A 14290-nucleotide genomic window follows, 5' to 3' on the forward strand; every position below is an offset into this window, starting at 1 on the left:
CGGCCGGGTGGATCGCCCCGGCCGGACACACTTCGACTGACATGGCGGACCGACATGGCTCTCAACCTCAGGATCGCCGGCCTGTGGCCGGCGGTGACGGCGGCCGGACTGCTGGCGCTCTCCGGGTGCTCCCAGGGCGGCGGCGACTCGGCCGCACCCGCCGCCTCCGGCGGCGGCAAGCCGTCCCCGACGGCCTCCGCGGGCGGCGAACTGGCCATCCCGTCCGACGCCGACGAGGAGACCAGGAAGCAGTACGTGCAGGAGAACGCCATGGCGGCGTGCATGCGCGCCAAGGGCTTCACCTACACGCCGCACGTCGTCACGTACGACGACGCACTCGCTCCGGTCGACGGCGAGGACTACGACGCGGCGAAGAAGTACCGGGAGAAGTACGGGTTCGGTCTCTACGCGGGGGCCGTCTACCGGGACGACCCGAACGTGTTCGGCAGCGCCGCGAGCAACAAGAAGCACGAGGACAACCCGGACTCCGCCTACCTCGACAGCCTCACTCCGGCCCAGAAGGCGGCGTACGAGAAGGCGCGGGGCGAGAAGCTCAGGAACGGCAAGCACGACCTGGGGCCGGGATGTCTGAGGGATGCCCGGGAGAAGGCGTACGGTCCCGAGAAGTCCCAGGCGGAGATCGATCGGGAGACCGCCGAGGAGAGCCAGCGCGCCCTCGCCGCCCAGCAGGCGCTCAACGGTGATCCGCAGCTCGTCTCCCTGGCGCAGGAGTTCGCCGGCTGCCTGAACAAGGCGGGCATCCCCGTCACCACCACCCAGCCGACCTCCATCGGCGACATGGTGAAGTTCCAGGTCGGCGACACGACCCCGGCGGACGGCATCCTGAGCCTCGACGAGGACGAGGCGCTCGCCAGGCTGACGCACGAGATCGGCCTCGCCAAGAAGGACCTGGAGTGCGGCAGGAAGTTCCGGGCCGCGTACTTCCCCAAGCACGCCAAGCACCCGTTCGAGAGCGTCACCGGATGATCCGGCGCCTTCTGCGCGGCCCCGAACGCCGCAGCCGGCAGGTCGCCCTGATCGTCGGCGTCGTCGTCCTGGTCGGCGGTGGCGGCTGGTTCGCCGGCAGCCGCATGCAGTCGCCCGCCGACGCGGCCGCCGGACACCGGCCGCCGGATGCCGGACCGGTCACCGTCGCCGTGCAGCGCCGGCATCTGACCGCGTCCGTGGTGACGCAGGGCAGTGTGGAGTTCGGCGCGGCGCGGACCGTCGCGCTCTCCGGTCCCGTCGGTGCCGCCGGCGGATCCGGGGGCGAGGCCGTCGCCCAGTTGGTCACCAACCTCCCGAAGGCGGGCGCGAAGCTGACCGAGGGCAGCGTTCTGATGCAGGTCAGCGGTCGCCCGGTGTTCGTGCTGCGCGGGACGGTGCCCATGTACCGCACCCTCGGTCCCGGCGTCTCGGGGGACGACGTCCGCCAGTTGCAGAACGCGCTGCGCCGGCTCGGGCACGATCCGGGCGGCGTCGGCGGACACTACGGCCAGGGCACCGCGGCGGCGGTGACCCAGTGGTACCGGAGCAAGGGCTTCGAGCCCCGGGCTCCCGGCGCCGACGACGAGAAGCAGCTCGGCGATCTGCAACAGGCCGTGACGGACGCCCAGCTCGCGCTGCTCCAGGCGCAGGGCGGCGACGGCGGTGCGTCCGGCGGCACGGGCCCGGACGCCGGGGGCAAGGACGAGGAGGCCGCGTCGGCGCCGCCCGCCTCGGGTGCCGCTCACACCCTGGAGCTGAAGTCCGCCCGGGACCGGCTGGACCAGGCGAACAAGGCGCTCAGCGCGTTCACCTCGGCGTACGGCACGAAGCTGCCGGCGGGCGAGGTCGTGTTCCTGCCGGACCTTCCGGCCCGTGTCGACAAGGCCAAGGTGCATCTCGGAGACACCCCGGACGGTCCGGTCGCCACGGTGACCGGCCCGGACGTCGAGATACGGGCCGTCGTACCGGCGTCGGACAGCGAGCAGGTGCGCGAGGGCATGCCGGCGCGGATCGACACGGCGGACGGCAAGCAGGTGACGGGCGTCGTGACGAAGGTCGCAGATGCCGCCGCGAAGCCCGGTGACGACAAGAAGGCCGACGGCGCGGGCGGCGGCACCGGCGCGGACGAGGAGGGCGGCACCGGCTCCGGTGACCCCTCGGCCCCGGTGCCCGTCGTCGTCTCGGTCCCGCACCCCGGAGCGCTGAAGAACCAGGCGGGCAGCGCGGTCACGGTCACCATCGGTGTGAGTTCCTCCAAGGGCTCCGTCCTGGTGGTGCCCGTCGCGGCGGTGCACACCGCCTCGGACGGCGAGGCACGGGTGCGGGTGGCGCGCGACGGCGAGGTCGTCGACGTCCCGGTCGAGGCGGGGCTCTCCGCCGCCGGGCAGGTCGAGGTGAGCGCACGGGGCGGCGCGCTGCGCGAGGGCGATCAGGTGGTGGTCGGGCAGTGAGGAGGAAGCCGGCACCGCCCCCGGCGGACCCCGGCCCGGCGCCGGATCCGGACACCGTGATCCGGCTCAGTTCCCTCAACCGGGTCTTCCCGTCCGACCCGCCGGTGCACGCCCTGCGGGACGTCGACCTGACGGTCCGGCGCGGGGAGCACCTGTCGGTCATCGGCCCCTCCGGGTCGGGCAAGTCCACGCTGCTCAACACCCTCGGCCTGCTCGACCGGCCGACCTCCGGCAGCTACTGGCTCGACGGGGTGCTCACCAACACCCTCGGCGACCTGGAACGCACCGCGCTGCGCGGCAGCCGTATCGGCTTCGTGTTCCAGTCCTTCCATCTGCTGCCCTACCGGACCGTGGACGAGAACGTGATGCTCGCCGAGGTCTACCGGGCCCCCCACCCGGGCCGCGAGCGCGCGACCCGGGCCGAGCGGGCCCGCCAGGCCCTGGCCCGGGTGGGCCTCGGCCACCGCTTCGGGTTCCTGCCCGGTCGGCTGTCCGGCGGCGAGCGGCAGCGGGTGGCCATCGCCCGCGCCCTGATGGGCGATCCCGCCCTGCTGCTGTGCGACGAACCGACCGGAAACCTCGACAGCGAGAACACCGAGTCGGTGCTCGCGCTCTTCGACCGGTTGCGGTCCCAGGGCATGACGCTGCTCGTGATCACGCACGACGACGCCGTGAGCGCGTGTGCGAGCCGGCGGGTACGCATCCACGACGGCCGGCTCAGTCAGGAGTGCGCATGACGGTCCGCACCCGCGGTACCTCCCCGTCCCGTCCGGCCGACGGGCAGACGCCCCCCGCCCGGCGGCGCGGCGGCCGGCGGGACCGGCCGGACCGGCCGCGGACGGACCCGCGGGACCTGTGGTCGGAGTCGCTGGCGGGCGTACTCGCCCGTCCGGTGCGCTCCGTGCTCACCACCCTCGGCACGGTGCTGGGCATCGGCACCCTGGTCATCACGATCGGTGTCGCCTCGACGGCGGCCAACCAGATCGCCGGCCGTTTCGACGCCCTCACCGCCACCTCGGTGTCCGTGGTGGTCCCCACCCCGCCGCCGGGCTCGCTCGACCCTCCGCTGGTGCGGTGGACGGACGTGGAGGCGGTGCGACGCCTCGCGGGGGTCGAGTCGGCCGCCGCGCTCTCCGACTCCCAGAACACCTCCAACATCCAGGTCAAGGCCAACGACGTGGTCGCGCCCGGCACGGTGAACGGCCAGACGCTGGCCGTCGTCGCGGCGGACGCGGAACTGCCCGCGGCGGTCCGCGGCACCGTGACCACGGGCCGCTTCTTCGACACCGGCGACATCGGGCGGCACGAACGGGTGGCCGTCCTGGGCGACCAGGCGGCCCGGCTGCTCGGCATCGGCGACGTACGGGACGCCCCCGCCGTCTTCTTCGACGGCCAGTCCTTCACCGTGGTCGGCATCCTCGGCGGTTTCAGGCGCGAGCAGCGGCTGTCCACGTCGGTGATCCTGCCGCCGACCACCGCGGCGGACCGGGTGGGCCTCAAGCAGGTGACCCGGGTGCTGGTCAACACCTCCCTCGGGGCGGCGGCCCAGGTCGCACGGCAGGCGCCGATCGCGCTGGCGCCGGGCCACGAGGAATCCCTCACCGTGCTCGCCCCGCCGGACCTGTCCAGGGCGAGGAAGGGGGTGGAGGGCGACGTCAACGGCCTGTTCCTGGTGCTCGGACTGGTCTCGCTGGTCGTGGGCGCCATCGGCATCGCCAACGTCACCCTGGTCACGGTGATGGAACGCGTCGGCGAGATCGGGCTGCGGCGTGCGCTCGGCGCCTCGCGGCGTCAGGTGGCCGCGCAGTTCCTCGCGGAGTCCACCGCCATCGGGCTCCTGGGCGGGGTCGTGGGCGCCGCCCTCGGGGTGGTGGTCGTCGTCTCGGTGGCCGGTGTGAAGCAGTGGACCCCCGTCCTCGACCTGCGGCTCGCCCTGGGTGCCCCGGTGGCAGGCGCGCTCGTCGGGCTGCTGGCCGGCCTCTACCCGTCGCTGCGGGCCGCGCGGATGGAACCCGTGGACGCCCTGCGAGCACCGTCCTGACCAGCACCGGAACGGTACGTACGTCATCGGCCGGTGCTTCAGTAACGGATCCCAGTCGGGTGACGGATGCCATGGCACCGGTGGCCTCCGTACGTTGAATGCATCGGACCCGGAAGGCATCGGCACTGCAAACGCCCCGAGCTCGTGGGAAGACGGGCGGTAGACGGCCCCGGAGGGCCAATCCAAGGGGTAGACCAGAAAAGGCCGGTTCCGCCGGACGGATTCCGCCGTGGGTCGTTCCTCGGCCCAGGTGTCCACACGTATCTGACCGCGACAACCAGGGACGAGCTGCCCGGTACCCGCTCTGCTACCGTGACCACTCCTCCCATCCCCCCTCCTTCGTCCGAAGGTTGGCCATGTCATCGCACCCGCCCGCCGGTCCGCCACACACACGTGTCGCGCTCGTCACCGTGGCCGACACCGGGCTCGGACGTGCCGTCGCACGGCTCCTGGCCGAAGCGGGAGTGACGGTGTACGCCGGAGTCCGCAGCGACGCGGCCGGCCGGGCCACGGAGCGCGAACTGCGCGCCTCGGGGCTGGACGTCCGTCACACCCGGCTCGACCTCGACGACGACACGACGGTGACCCGCGCCGCCGAACTGGTCCAACGCGGCGGTGGGCGCCTGGACGCCCTGGTCAACATGGTGGGGCTCACCGCGTCCCTCGGCGGGGCGGCCGACGGTTCGGACCGGGAGCTGCGGGCCATGTTCGAGACCAACCTCCTCGACGCGCTCCACCTCATGACCGTGACCGGCGCGATGTTTCCGCTGCTGCGCCGTTCCGGCGGGCGGGTCGTCAACGTCGCCGGCGCCTTCGAGGCACCCGCACGGACCGGGGCCGCGGCGCCCCGTAACGCCGTCGAGGCGCTCACTCTCCGGTACGCCCTCATGGGGCGCCCGGACGGCGTCCTGGTGAACGCCGTCTGCGTGGAGGCGGGCGTTCCCGGGTGGGACGGCTTCGAGGAGGACGGTGCGCTGCGCCGGGCCGCCGCACTCCCCGTACGCCTCGCCCTGGCCGAGGACCTCCTGCTCACCGCCACGTCCACCGGCCCCGACGGCGTGTGCGTGCAGTTGTCGGCCGACGGGCCGGGCGACGCGCAGGGCACCGCCACGATCCGCGTCGTCTGACGAACGCCGTGGGCGCGGGTGTGACCGGTCCGGCGGCGAGACACACCCATCCATCCGATCGGAGACCGCCGATGACGCATCCAGTTCGCCGCCCGATGCGGTACGACGCGGAGGTGAACCGCGCGCGCATCCTCACGGTCGCGCGCCGGGCCCTCGCCCAGACCCCGGACCTGGCGCTCAAGCCCCTCGCCAAGCTGGCCGGCGTCGGTCCCGGCACGGTGTACCGGCACTTCCCCACCCGCGAGGTGCTGCTGCTGGCCGTGTACCGGAGCGAGGTCGAGGCACTGCTCGACACCACGGCCCTGCTGGGCCGGCACGATCCGGCGGCGGCGCTGCGCCGGTGGTTCGAACGGCTCGCCGCCCACGGCCGGACCGGCAGCGCCGCGTCCCAGGCGGTGCGGTTCGCCCTCCAGTCGCGGGGTCCGTACTCCGCACGCGCCCGCGCGGCCGTGGACGAACTGCTGGCCGCGGCCAGGAAGGCCGACCGGTTGCGCGCCGACATCACGTCCGGCGAGGTCCTCCTTCTCATGTCGTACGTGTGGAACACCTGCGGCCCCTACGTCTGGAACACCGGCGGCGAGCCCGGCCACGAGGCCGTCGGCAGCCGCGTCCTGGACGTCGTCATGGCCGGTCTGTGCGCGGGCCCCGCTCCGGCTCCCGTTCCGGCCCACGCCCGCCGGAAACATATGTGATCCATCGGTATCAGTTTTTACGTATCACTGATCGGACCAGTGATACGCTGAAACATGAACCATCGATCCAGGCTCAGGGACGGGAAGTCATGAACACTCAGGGTTCCGCCTATGACGTGGTCCTCGTCGGAGGGGGCACGGCCGGCTGCATCCTCGCGGCCCGGCTGTCCGAGGACCCGAGGGTCCGCGTGCTGCTCCTGGAGGCGGGCTCCGCGATGTCCGGCCTGCCGGAGGCCGTGGCACTGCCGCCGGCCTGGCCTTCGCTCGCGGCGACGACCGCGGGCTGGGGCGACCGGACCGTCGTCCAGCGCGCGTCCGGCGGGCCCGTCCCCCTGCCCCGCGGCCGGGGCCTCGGCGGTTCGTCGGCCATCAACGCCATGGTGTTCGCCCGCGGCCACCGCTCCGGCTACGACAGCTGGGGCGACCACGGCGCCAAGGGCTGGGCCTTCGACGATCTGCTGCCCTACTTCCAGCGCAGCGAGACCGCCCTGAGCGGCGCCCCCGGCCGCGGCACGCAGGGCCCGCTGGTCGTCGGCCCGGCCACCGCGCCCAACGACGTCCTGCTCGCCTGCCTCGACGGCGCGGTGGAAGCCGGGCACCGCAGGGCCCTCGACATCAGCGGGGGTCTGGAGGAGGGCTTCGCCCCGGTCGACCTCAACATCGTCGCCGGCCGCCGGCAGAGCGCGGCGGACGCCTACCTCGCCCCCGCCCTGAACCGGTCCAACCTGTGTGTCGTCACGGACGCGGTCGCACACCGGCTGCTCTTCGAGGGCGAGCGGTGCACCGGCGTCGAGTACGGCGCCGGCGGCGCCACGCACACCGCGACGGGGGCCGAAGTGGTCCTGACCGCGGGCACCGTCGGCTCCGCGCATCTGCTGCTGCGCTCCGGCGTCGGTCCCGCGAAGGACCTCGAGCGGGCCCAGGTGGAGGTCGTCCACGCGCTGCCCGGCGTGGGGCGGAACCTGCACGACCACCCCCGCGCCAACCTCGTCTACCGTGCCCAGCGGCAGGTGCCCGCGGCGCGCAACAACCACGGGGAGATCCTGGGCCTGCTGCGCAGCACCCCCGAGGCGGACGGGCCGGACCTCCAGATCATCTTCATCGACATCCCGCTCCCCAACCCGGTCGCCCCGGTGACGAACGGCTTCACCATCGGTGTCTCGCCGATGCGGCCGCTCAGCCGCGGCACGCTTCGGATCACCTCGGCCGACCCCCACGCCGCCCCCCTGATCGACCCCGCCTACTTCACCGCGGAGCAGGACGTCCGCACGGTCTTCGCCGGCGTCACGGCGGCCCGCCGGATCGCCTGGTCCTCCGCGCTCGCCGACTGGGGGATCGAGGAGGTCAGTCCGGGGCTCGACGCCGTCGACGAGCCGTCGATCGGCGACTACGCCCGGAAGTACTTCGGCTCCTACTGCCACCCCGTCGGCACCTGCGCCCTGGGCGAGGACGAGGTGTCCGTCGTCGACTCACAGCTGCGCGTACGCGGACTCGACGGCCTGCGCGTCGCCGACGCCTCGGTGATCCCCGCGATCCCCTCCAACAACACCAACGCCACGGTCTGCGCGATCGCCGAGCGCGCCGCCGACCTGCTGCTGCGCCGCTCCTGACCGCACGGCTGCGGCAACAGCCGGTAACGGCCCCGGCCTATTACGCCGTAATAGGCCGGGAAGACCCGGCGGCACGGACGTGGACGGCCGCCCCCGCGCGGCGAGTTGGCACGGCGGGACGTCAAGTCCCCGAGCGCTCTTGCCCCGACGTCAGCCCTCGCGGACACCGGTGAGGAAGCGTCCTGCCAGGTCCACGGATTCGCCGAGGGTGACGGAGTGCTGTCCGAAGTCCACGAACAGCTCGTGCACACCGGCCTCGGCAGCGGCCCGCGCGTAGTCGACGTACTGGCTCAGCGTTCCCCGCCGCGGAATGTCCTCGGCACCGGCCTTGAGGTCGGTCAGCTCGACGTTGACACGCAGCACGATCCGCAGGGCGGCGGGGTCGCGCCCGGCCTCCCCGGCCGCGCCGAGGACGGTGGCCCACATGTCCAGGAGACGCGGCAGGGGCATGGCCACGGGCAGCCAGCCGTCGAGCCGTCGTCCGATCCGTCGCAGCCCCCGGGGGGCCGAACGCGGCCAGCAGGACCGGAGGTCCGGGGCGCTGGTGCGGCTTGAGGCCGACCCTGGTCCCGGGGACGGTGAACAGCGGGCCGTCGTGGGCGTAGACGCCGTCGGCCGTCCAGTAGCCGTCCAGGATGTCGAGCGTCTCCTCCAGTCGCGCGCCCCTCCCCTCCCACGGGACGCCTGCCCCGGTGTACTCCTCGGGCATCCAGCCGAAGCCGAGACCGACGTCGAGACGTCCCCGGGACAGCAGGTCGAGGGTGGTCAGTGACCGGGCGAGCAGGAGCGGCGGCTGCCACAGGCCGTTGAGGGTGCTGGTGCCCAGCCGGACCCTGCCGGTGTGCGCCGCGGCGAACGACAGGGACACCAGGGGGTCCAGGTGGTTCTCGTAGACCCGCGGCATCACGCCGTCGCCGCCCGGGTAGGGCACGCTCGGGGTCACCGGGGCCAGTACGCGGTCCCCGCTCCACAGGGAGTCGTATCCGAGGTCCTCGGCGGTCCGGCTGATCTTGATGATTCCTTCCGGCCCGGCGTCCGGACCGAAGGTCGGCAGGGCCATACCCAGTCGCATGTGTGTACTTCCTGTGCGGGGGCGACACCGGAGCCGCGTATGCCGCGGGTCCGCCGCCGGATAGATGGTCGTCACGACTACAGGGACAGGGGCACACCCAGCAGGGCCTCCAGCTCGGCGACCGTCTTCGCCGGGTCCTCGGCGTGGACGACGGCGAATCCCAGCGCCGCCGCGGCCGGCAGGTGGTGCGCGGTGTCGTCGACGAACACACACTCCCGCGCGGACAGGCCGAGCCTTTCGAGCACGAGCCGGAAGATCTCCGGGTCGGGTTTGCGCATCCCGACCTCCCCGGACAGCACTACGGCGTCGTAGCGCCGCTCCACCTCGTAGCCGTCGTAGAGGTTCCACGGGTGCAGTCCGACGGAGTTGGAGAGGATGCCGACCCGGACACCGGCCCGCCGGGCCGCCGCGGCGGCGGCGATCACGGACGGCTCGGGGCGCAGGCCGGCGAAGATGCGGCCCATGAGGTTGTCGGAGGGGATGCCGAGGCTGCGGCCGGCCGCCGAGTTCCACTGGGACTGGGTGATGGCGCCACGTTCCAGCTCCCGGGTCAGCCGGATGCCCTCGGGGTGCAGGTAGAGGCCGGTGAGCAGGGTCCCCTCGGGCAGTCCCGCGCGTTGCTCGAAAGCGAGCGCGGAGGCGATCAGGGGGGTGGTGAGCACGCCTCCGAAGTCGAGGACGAGGCCCTTGCGGTTGGTCATGCTTCACACCTTAAGTCGGTCTCCCCTGTGGAGGGGTCCCGGGTAGGTGTGACGTGTCCGCACCCCTGCAGGTGTTTCCCTCGTTCACACATTTCTCTCGTCACCTGCTTGACGGGTGATGAGCGAGAGTGTCATGATTGCATCACCGCCTCAACAAGTGACGATGGCCGGGGGTTTTCCGCCCCGCACACGTCGCGTCCGGGGCGCCCACCTCACCAGCCCCACCCACACCGGGAGAGAACCGCCATGGCAGTCACCTACACCGCCGTCGTCAACGTCGACGGAGAAGGCCGCAACGGCGGCCACGTCCGCTCCGCGGACGGCCTGCTCGACACCAGCCTCTCCCTGCCCAAGGAGCTCGGCGGCGCGGGCACCGCCACCAACCCCGAGCAGCTCCTCGCCGCCGGCTGGGCCGCCTGCTTCCTCGGCGCCCTGCGCCGCGCGGCCACCACCCGCAAGATCCGGCTCACCAGCACCACCATCGTCGCCGAGGTCACCCTCACCCACGGCGACGACGGCGAGTTCGGCCTCTCCGCCACCCTCAGCCCCACCCTCGGCGGCGTCGACCAGACCACCGCCGCCGAACTCGCCCACGCCGCCCACCAGATCTGCCCCTACTCCAAGGCCACCCGCGGCAACATCCCCGTCACCGTCAACGCCACCGCCGCCTGACCCCGCGGGGCGACCGGCACGCTGTGACGGGCATCACGTGAACTCCGCCCTGCGGCCCGGACGTTCAGGTAGCGAGTGCGGCCAGATCTTGCGCGCGAGGACGGCGGTGCACCGACCGCCGCTCGTCCGCACCGCACGACCCCGGAAGAAGCTGATGCACGATGAACGACGGCGCGACCGTGTGGCTCCCGTACCGCAGGGAGCAGATCCCCGGTCTGCCGGAGGGGCTCTCCTACCGCTACTGGGATGGTGCCGGTCCCGTCCCCGGTGATCCGGGCGAGGTCACGTTCCTCGTCGGCCCTCCGGTGCCGGGCGCGGAGCGCGTCCTTCGCCGGGTGCTGCCGCACATGGGCCGGCTGCGGGTCCTGCAGCTCCTCAGCTCCGGATACGACCACATGGTGCCGCTGCTGGGCGCGATGCCGGCCGGCACCCGGCTGGCGACGGCCCGGGGGGGGGTGCATCGCGAGGCCACCGCCGAGCTGGCCGTCACCCTGCTGCTGACCCTGTCGCGCGGGATCGACCGGTTCATCACCCGGCAGGCCGAGGCACGCTGGCGGCCCGAGGTCCGGTCCACCCTGTACGGCAAACGTGTCCTGGTGGTCGGCCACGGCGCCGTCGGCTCGGCCGTCGCCGCCCGGCTCGGCGCGTTCGGCTGCGAGGTCGTGCGGTGGCCCGCACCGGGCGCACCACCCCGGCGGGCCATGTGCACGGGGCCGCGGAGCTGCGCGGGCTGCTGCCCACGGCGGACGCCGTGGTGCTGTGCGCGCCGCTCACGGACCTCACGCGCGGCCTGTTCGGTGCGGACGCGCTGGCCCTGCTGAAGGACGGCGCCCTGCTCGTGAACGTGGCCCGCGGCGAACTGCTGGACACCCGTGCCGCCGTCCGCGAGGTGCGCTCCGGCCGGCTGCGGGTCGCACTCGATGTGACGGACCCGGAGCCGTTGCCCGACAGGCATCCGCTCTGGCGCCTTCCCGGCGCGCTGGTCACCCCGCACGTGGGCGCCTTCACCGACGCCTTCCCGCGGGTGACCACGGACTTCCTGCTGCGTCAGCTGCACCGTTACGCACGTGGCGAGGAACTGGACAACGTCGTCGTGACGACGACGGGACACGAGGCCGGTGAGCAAGCTGCCTGAGAACACGACGACCGCCGCGCACGGCGACTACCTGAGGGTGGTCGGTCCTCACACCCGCCTGCCGCGGGTGCTCGACTTCTTCGAACTCGACGGGTACTCCGATCCGTCGGCGGCCTGGCAGTCCTTCACCCGTACCTGGAACTGGGCCGCGCCGCTCGCCACGGCCGTTCCCGCCGAGGGCCCGGGTGCGCGTCCCGCCGCCCGGCCCGAGCAGGGCGGTTTCGCGCTGTCGGGGCAGTGGCACCTGCCGCCGGGCGCCGACGCGGGACCGTGGCTGGTCCTGCCGCTCACCGGTATCCGGCAGCAGGCCGGGAGGCACGGGGCGGACGGCACTGCGGACCTCTTCGTGGTCGGGTCGCAGGTGCTGCTCCGGCAGCCGCGCGGGCCGCGTGCCGTGCGGGACACGGGCGGGGCCGGCCCCACCCGCCGGCTGGACGGCCTGCGGGTGCCGGGCGGCTTCGCCACGCACTCGGCGGGCACACCGCTGGGGGCGGACGACGCGGCCTTCGTCTGGACGGCCGTCGCGGGCCTGGCCTTCGGAGCGGCCCGGCGCCTGACCGACGCCCTGGCCGGTCTCGTCCCGAGCAACGCACTCCCCGCCGCGGCGCGGACGCGGGGCGGGCCGCCCGTCACCGTGTCACCCGCCGACGCGGCGGCCGAGCTGGCCGGCCTGCTGCGGGACGAGCGGCTGAACCTGGCGGCACGGGTGCACGGCGCACCGCTCGCGGTCCGGGCCGACGCGCCTCGCGCCGCCGAGGCCCTGGCGGACCAGGTCCGCCGGGCCTCCCGTCTCGTCCACCACGTGATCGCGGCGGCGTACGAGCGCGCCCTGCCCCTCACGGTGGACGGGGCCCGGGACCCCCTGGTCCGCCTGGTCGAGGAGAGTTCACCGATACTGCACTGCATGCGCTTCGCGGTGGAGCTTCTGCCGCCCGGCGGCCAGAGCTCCACAAGGGAAGGCTGACATCGGTGACGACCGTCGCATATCAGGGCGAACCAGGATCCAACTCGGCGACGGCGGCCCGCGCCCTGTTCCCGGACGGCCGGGGGCTGCCCTGCACGGGCTTCGAGCAGGCGCTGGACGCCGTCGCGCTCGACCACGCCGACGTCGCGGTCATCCCGACGGACAACTCCGCGGCCGGACGCGTCGCCGACGTGCACCATCTGCTGCCGGAGTCGGGGCTGTTCATCGTCGCCGAGTACTTCCTCGCCATCCGCTTCGACCTGATGGGGGTCCCCGGCGCGTCCCTGGAGCAGGTGGAGTGCGTACGCAGCCATGTGCACGCCCTGGGGCAGTGCCGCAAGGTGCTGCGGGAGGGCGACTGGCGCACCCTGGTCAGCGACGACACCGCGGGCGCCGCGCGTGAGGTGGCGGAGCTGGGCGACCCGCGGCACGCGGCGCTCGCCCCGCCGGCCGCGGCGGAGCTCTACGGGCTCCGGGTGCTGCGCCCCGAGGTGGAGGACGACCCGGACAACACCACCCGCTTCGTCGTCCTCTCCCGGGACCCGCGGCTCGCGCCGGACCCGGGCGAACCGATGATGACCAGCCTGTTCTTCTGCGTACGGAACATCCCCAGCGCGCTCTACAAGGCACTGGGCGGTTTCGCCAGCAGCGCCGTCAACCTCACCAAGATCGAGAGCTATCAGATGGGCGCCGGGCTGAACCCCAGCCGCTTCTACGTGGAGATCGAAGGACACCCGGACGACCCCGGGGTCGCCCTCGCCCTGCAGGAGCTGCGCTTCTTCTCCTCCGAGGTTCGCGTTCTGGGCACCTACCGGGCGCATGCCCACCGGTTGCGGGGACGCGCGGGCTGAAGGACCCGGCACGGCGGAGAGAGGGCGGCCCCGCCCGGCCGGGGGTGCCTGGGACGGGGCCGCGTCGGACCCGGTCTCCGCTGCACGGAGCCGGGTTCGCGGGCGGTCCGGAGGCGGACAGTCCTCGGACCGCCGGGCTCACCGATCGTGACCGTTGCGGCCGTCGCGATCAGTGGGTGCCGGCGAGGGGAATTCCCGCTGCCGTCGCCTGGGCGGCGGGAATCCCTTCACTGCTACAACGCGTCGGGCCGTCGGATGGTTCACATGTGTTTCCCGGCGGTCCCCCCGCCCGCAGGTTGCCGGGACGGGCTCAGAGGAAGTTCGCGGCGCCCGGTCCGTAGCCCGACGTCATGGCGGTCCAGGCCCCCACCCACATCTGCGTGGTCTCGGGCCCTCCCGCGGGATCGGCGGCCGGCCGTCACGGGAGCGCTCGGGTGCCCGGAACTCGGAACGCATGTCTCTTCCCCCCTACATCGTCACCAGTTGAATAGGTGACGTCGTCATCATGGCAGCCGGGTGCGTCACCCGTCAAGCCAGTAACGATAGAAGAGTCCGCAACACACACCCCTGGACACATGGTCGCACTCCCACACACGTGTGGCACTCTGCGGCGCCGGCGAAGTGCCGCCGGGTGAACCCCGGCGGCGTCCGGTTCCGTTTCCGTGGCAGAGGACCTACGGGAGGCTGTGGACATGCTTGCCTACGAGACTCGGGGCAGCGGCCCCGGTCTGCTGCTCCTGCACGGCACCAGCAGCACGGGGACGGGGAGCTGGGGGACGCTGCTCGACGCGCTGGCGGCCGGCCACACCGTGGTCGCGCCCGACCTCCCGGGATCGGGGAACAGCCCGCTGCCCGTGGGTCCACTGGACCTCGACACGGTCGCCGACCAGGCCCGGGTCTGTCAAACGAGCGGTGTAACCAGGGTGGTTGGGGTTACTGGCGGGCCGCCGTCAGGCGGCCGTCGAAGGTGATGTCGAAGGCGTTCAG

Annotated in this window: 13 protein-coding genes and 2 pseudogenes; 12 read left to right on the forward strand and 3 right to left on the reverse strand. The window is 73.1% G+C overall.

Annotated elements, in window-relative coordinates; genetic code table 11:
* Positions 1-54 precede the first annotated feature (54 nt).
* From ACIQFU_RS36620 to ACIQFU_RS36650, 7 genes are all read left to right on the forward strand, one after another.
* Entirely contained in the window at positions 55-987 is a 933-nt protein-coding gene (locus ACIQFU_RS36620; protein WP_402557524.1) for a hypothetical protein, read from the forward strand.
* On the forward strand, positions 984-2438 hold the full coding sequence (locus ACIQFU_RS36625) for a peptidoglycan-binding protein (RefSeq protein WP_402557526.1): 1455 nt from the start codon (positions 984-986) through the stop codon (positions 2436-2438). The genes ACIQFU_RS36620 and ACIQFU_RS36625 overlap by 4 nt, the downstream gene beginning before the upstream one ends.
* A gap of 56 nt (positions 2439-2494) precedes the next feature.
* A complete protein-coding gene (locus ACIQFU_RS36630) occupies positions 2495-3175 on the forward strand; it encodes an ABC transporter ATP-binding protein (RefSeq protein WP_402557528.1) in 681 nt (226 codons plus the stop codon).
* Positions 3172-4479 carry an ABC transporter permease gene (locus tag ACIQFU_RS36635; RefSeq protein ID WP_402557529.1) on the forward strand — a complete coding sequence of 436 codons (1308 nt, stop codon included), beginning with the start codon at positions 3172-3174 and terminating at the stop codon, positions 4477-4479. The genes ACIQFU_RS36630 and ACIQFU_RS36635 overlap by 4 nt, the downstream gene beginning before the upstream one ends.
* A 356-nt stretch (positions 4480-4835) precedes the next feature.
* Positions 4836-5606, forward strand: a complete 771-nt coding sequence (locus tag ACIQFU_RS36640; protein ID WP_402557530.1) for an SDR family NAD(P)-dependent oxidoreductase — start codon at positions 4836-4838, stop codon at positions 5604-5606.
* A 71-nt stretch (positions 5607-5677) separates the two neighbouring features.
* Entirely contained in the window at positions 5678-6298 is a 621-nt protein-coding gene (locus ACIQFU_RS36645; protein ID WP_402557531.1) for a TetR/AcrR family transcriptional regulator, read from the forward strand.
* A gap of 89 nt (positions 6299-6387) precedes the next feature.
* Positions 6388-7908, forward strand: coding sequence for a GMC family oxidoreductase (locus ACIQFU_RS36650; protein WP_402557532.1), 1521 nt, complete (start codon positions 6388-6390; stop codon positions 7906-7908).
* Positions 7909-8058: 150 nt separating this feature from the next.
* On the opposite strand, the gene ACIQFU_RS36655 is transcribed toward ACIQFU_RS36650, so the two are convergent.
* The 3 genes and pseudogenes from ACIQFU_RS36655 to ACIQFU_RS36665 all read right to left on the reverse strand — a co-directional run bounded on the left by ACIQFU_RS36655 (position 8059) and on the right by ACIQFU_RS36665 (position 9681).
* Positions 8059-8358: a hypothetical protein gene (locus ACIQFU_RS36655; protein ID WP_402557546.1), complete on the reverse strand. Its 300-nt coding sequence runs from the start codon at positions 8356-8358 to the stop codon at positions 8059-8061.
* Between the two features lie 7 nt (positions 8359-8365).
* A pseudogene (locus ACIQFU_RS36660) lies at positions 8366-8980 on the reverse strand (LLM class flavin-dependent oxidoreductase); the annotation flags it as partial.
* A 77-nt stretch (positions 8981-9057) separates the two neighbouring features.
* Positions 9058-9681, reverse strand: coding sequence for an HAD-IA family hydrolase (locus tag ACIQFU_RS36665; RefSeq protein ID WP_402557534.1), 624 nt, complete (start codon positions 9679-9681; stop codon positions 9058-9060).
* Between the two features lie 246 nt (positions 9682-9927).
* Between ACIQFU_RS36665 and ACIQFU_RS36670 the strand changes: the two genes are divergently transcribed.
* The 5 genes and pseudogenes from ACIQFU_RS36670 (at position 9928) to ACIQFU_RS36690 (ending at position 14274) form a co-directional block, all read left to right on the forward strand.
* Positions 9928-10353, forward strand: a complete 426-nt coding sequence (locus tag ACIQFU_RS36670) for an organic hydroperoxide resistance protein (protein ID WP_402557535.1) — start codon at positions 9928-9930, stop codon at positions 10351-10353.
* A gap of 161 nt (positions 10354-10514) precedes the next feature.
* Positions 10515-11488: pseudogene (locus ACIQFU_RS36675) on the forward strand (NAD(P)-dependent oxidoreductase).
* Positions 11472-12452, forward strand: a complete 981-nt coding sequence (locus ACIQFU_RS36680) for a hypothetical protein (RefSeq protein ID WP_402557536.1) — start codon at positions 11472-11474, stop codon at positions 12450-12452. Before ACIQFU_RS36675 ends, ACIQFU_RS36680 begins: the two are co-directional and overlap by 17 nt.
* A gap of 5 nt (positions 12453-12457) precedes the next feature.
* Positions 12458-13303 (forward strand): prephenate dehydratase, encoded by an 846-nt coding sequence (locus ACIQFU_RS36685; protein ID WP_402557537.1) that lies wholly within the window; start codon positions 12458-12460, stop codon positions 13301-13303.
* Positions 13304-13995: 692 nt separating this feature from the next.
* Positions 13996-14274, forward strand: a complete 279-nt coding sequence (locus ACIQFU_RS36690) for an alpha/beta fold hydrolase (protein WP_402557539.1) — start codon at positions 13996-13998, stop codon at positions 14272-14274.
* Positions 14275-14290 lie beyond the last annotated feature (16 nt).

This window comes from Streptomyces sp. NPDC093065 (assembly GCF_044754585.1).
Taxonomy (GTDB): domain Bacteria; phylum Actinomycetota; class Actinomycetes; order Streptomycetales; family Streptomycetaceae; genus Streptomyces.

Coding starts and splice junctions, on each gene's coding strand:
- ACIQFU_RS36655 (WP_402557546.1), bottom strand. CDS start 8,358: ATGCCCCTGCCGCGTCTCCTGGACATGTGGGCCACCGTCCTCGGCGCG.
- ACIQFU_RS36625 (WP_402557526.1), top strand. CDS start 984: ATGATCCGGCGCCTTCTGCGCGGCCCCGAACGCCGCAGCCGGCAGGTC.
- ACIQFU_RS36665 (WP_402557534.1), bottom strand. CDS start 9,681: ATGACCAACCGCAAGGGCCTCGTCCTCGACTTCGGAGGCGTGCTCACC.
- ACIQFU_RS36640 (WP_402557530.1), top strand. CDS start 4,836: ATGTCATCGCACCCGCCCGCCGGTCCGCCACACACACGTGTCGCGCTC.
- ACIQFU_RS36645 (WP_402557531.1), top strand. CDS start 5,678: ATGACGCATCCAGTTCGCCGCCCGATGCGGTACGACGCGGAGGTGAAC.
- ACIQFU_RS36620 (WP_402557524.1), top strand. CDS start 55: ATGGCTCTCAACCTCAGGATCGCCGGCCTGTGGCCGGCGGTGACGGCG.
- ACIQFU_RS36690 (WP_402557539.1), top strand. CDS start 13,996: ATGCTTGCCTACGAGACTCGGGGCAGCGGCCCCGGTCTGCTGCTCCTG.
- ACIQFU_RS36670 (WP_402557535.1), top strand. CDS start 9,928: ATGGCAGTCACCTACACCGCCGTCGTCAACGTCGACGGAGAAGGCCGC.
- ACIQFU_RS36650 (WP_402557532.1), top strand. CDS start 6,388: ATGAACACTCAGGGTTCCGCCTATGACGTGGTCCTCGTCGGAGGGGGC.
- ACIQFU_RS36635 (WP_402557529.1), top strand. CDS start 3,172: ATGACGGTCCGCACCCGCGGTACCTCCCCGTCCCGTCCGGCCGACGGG.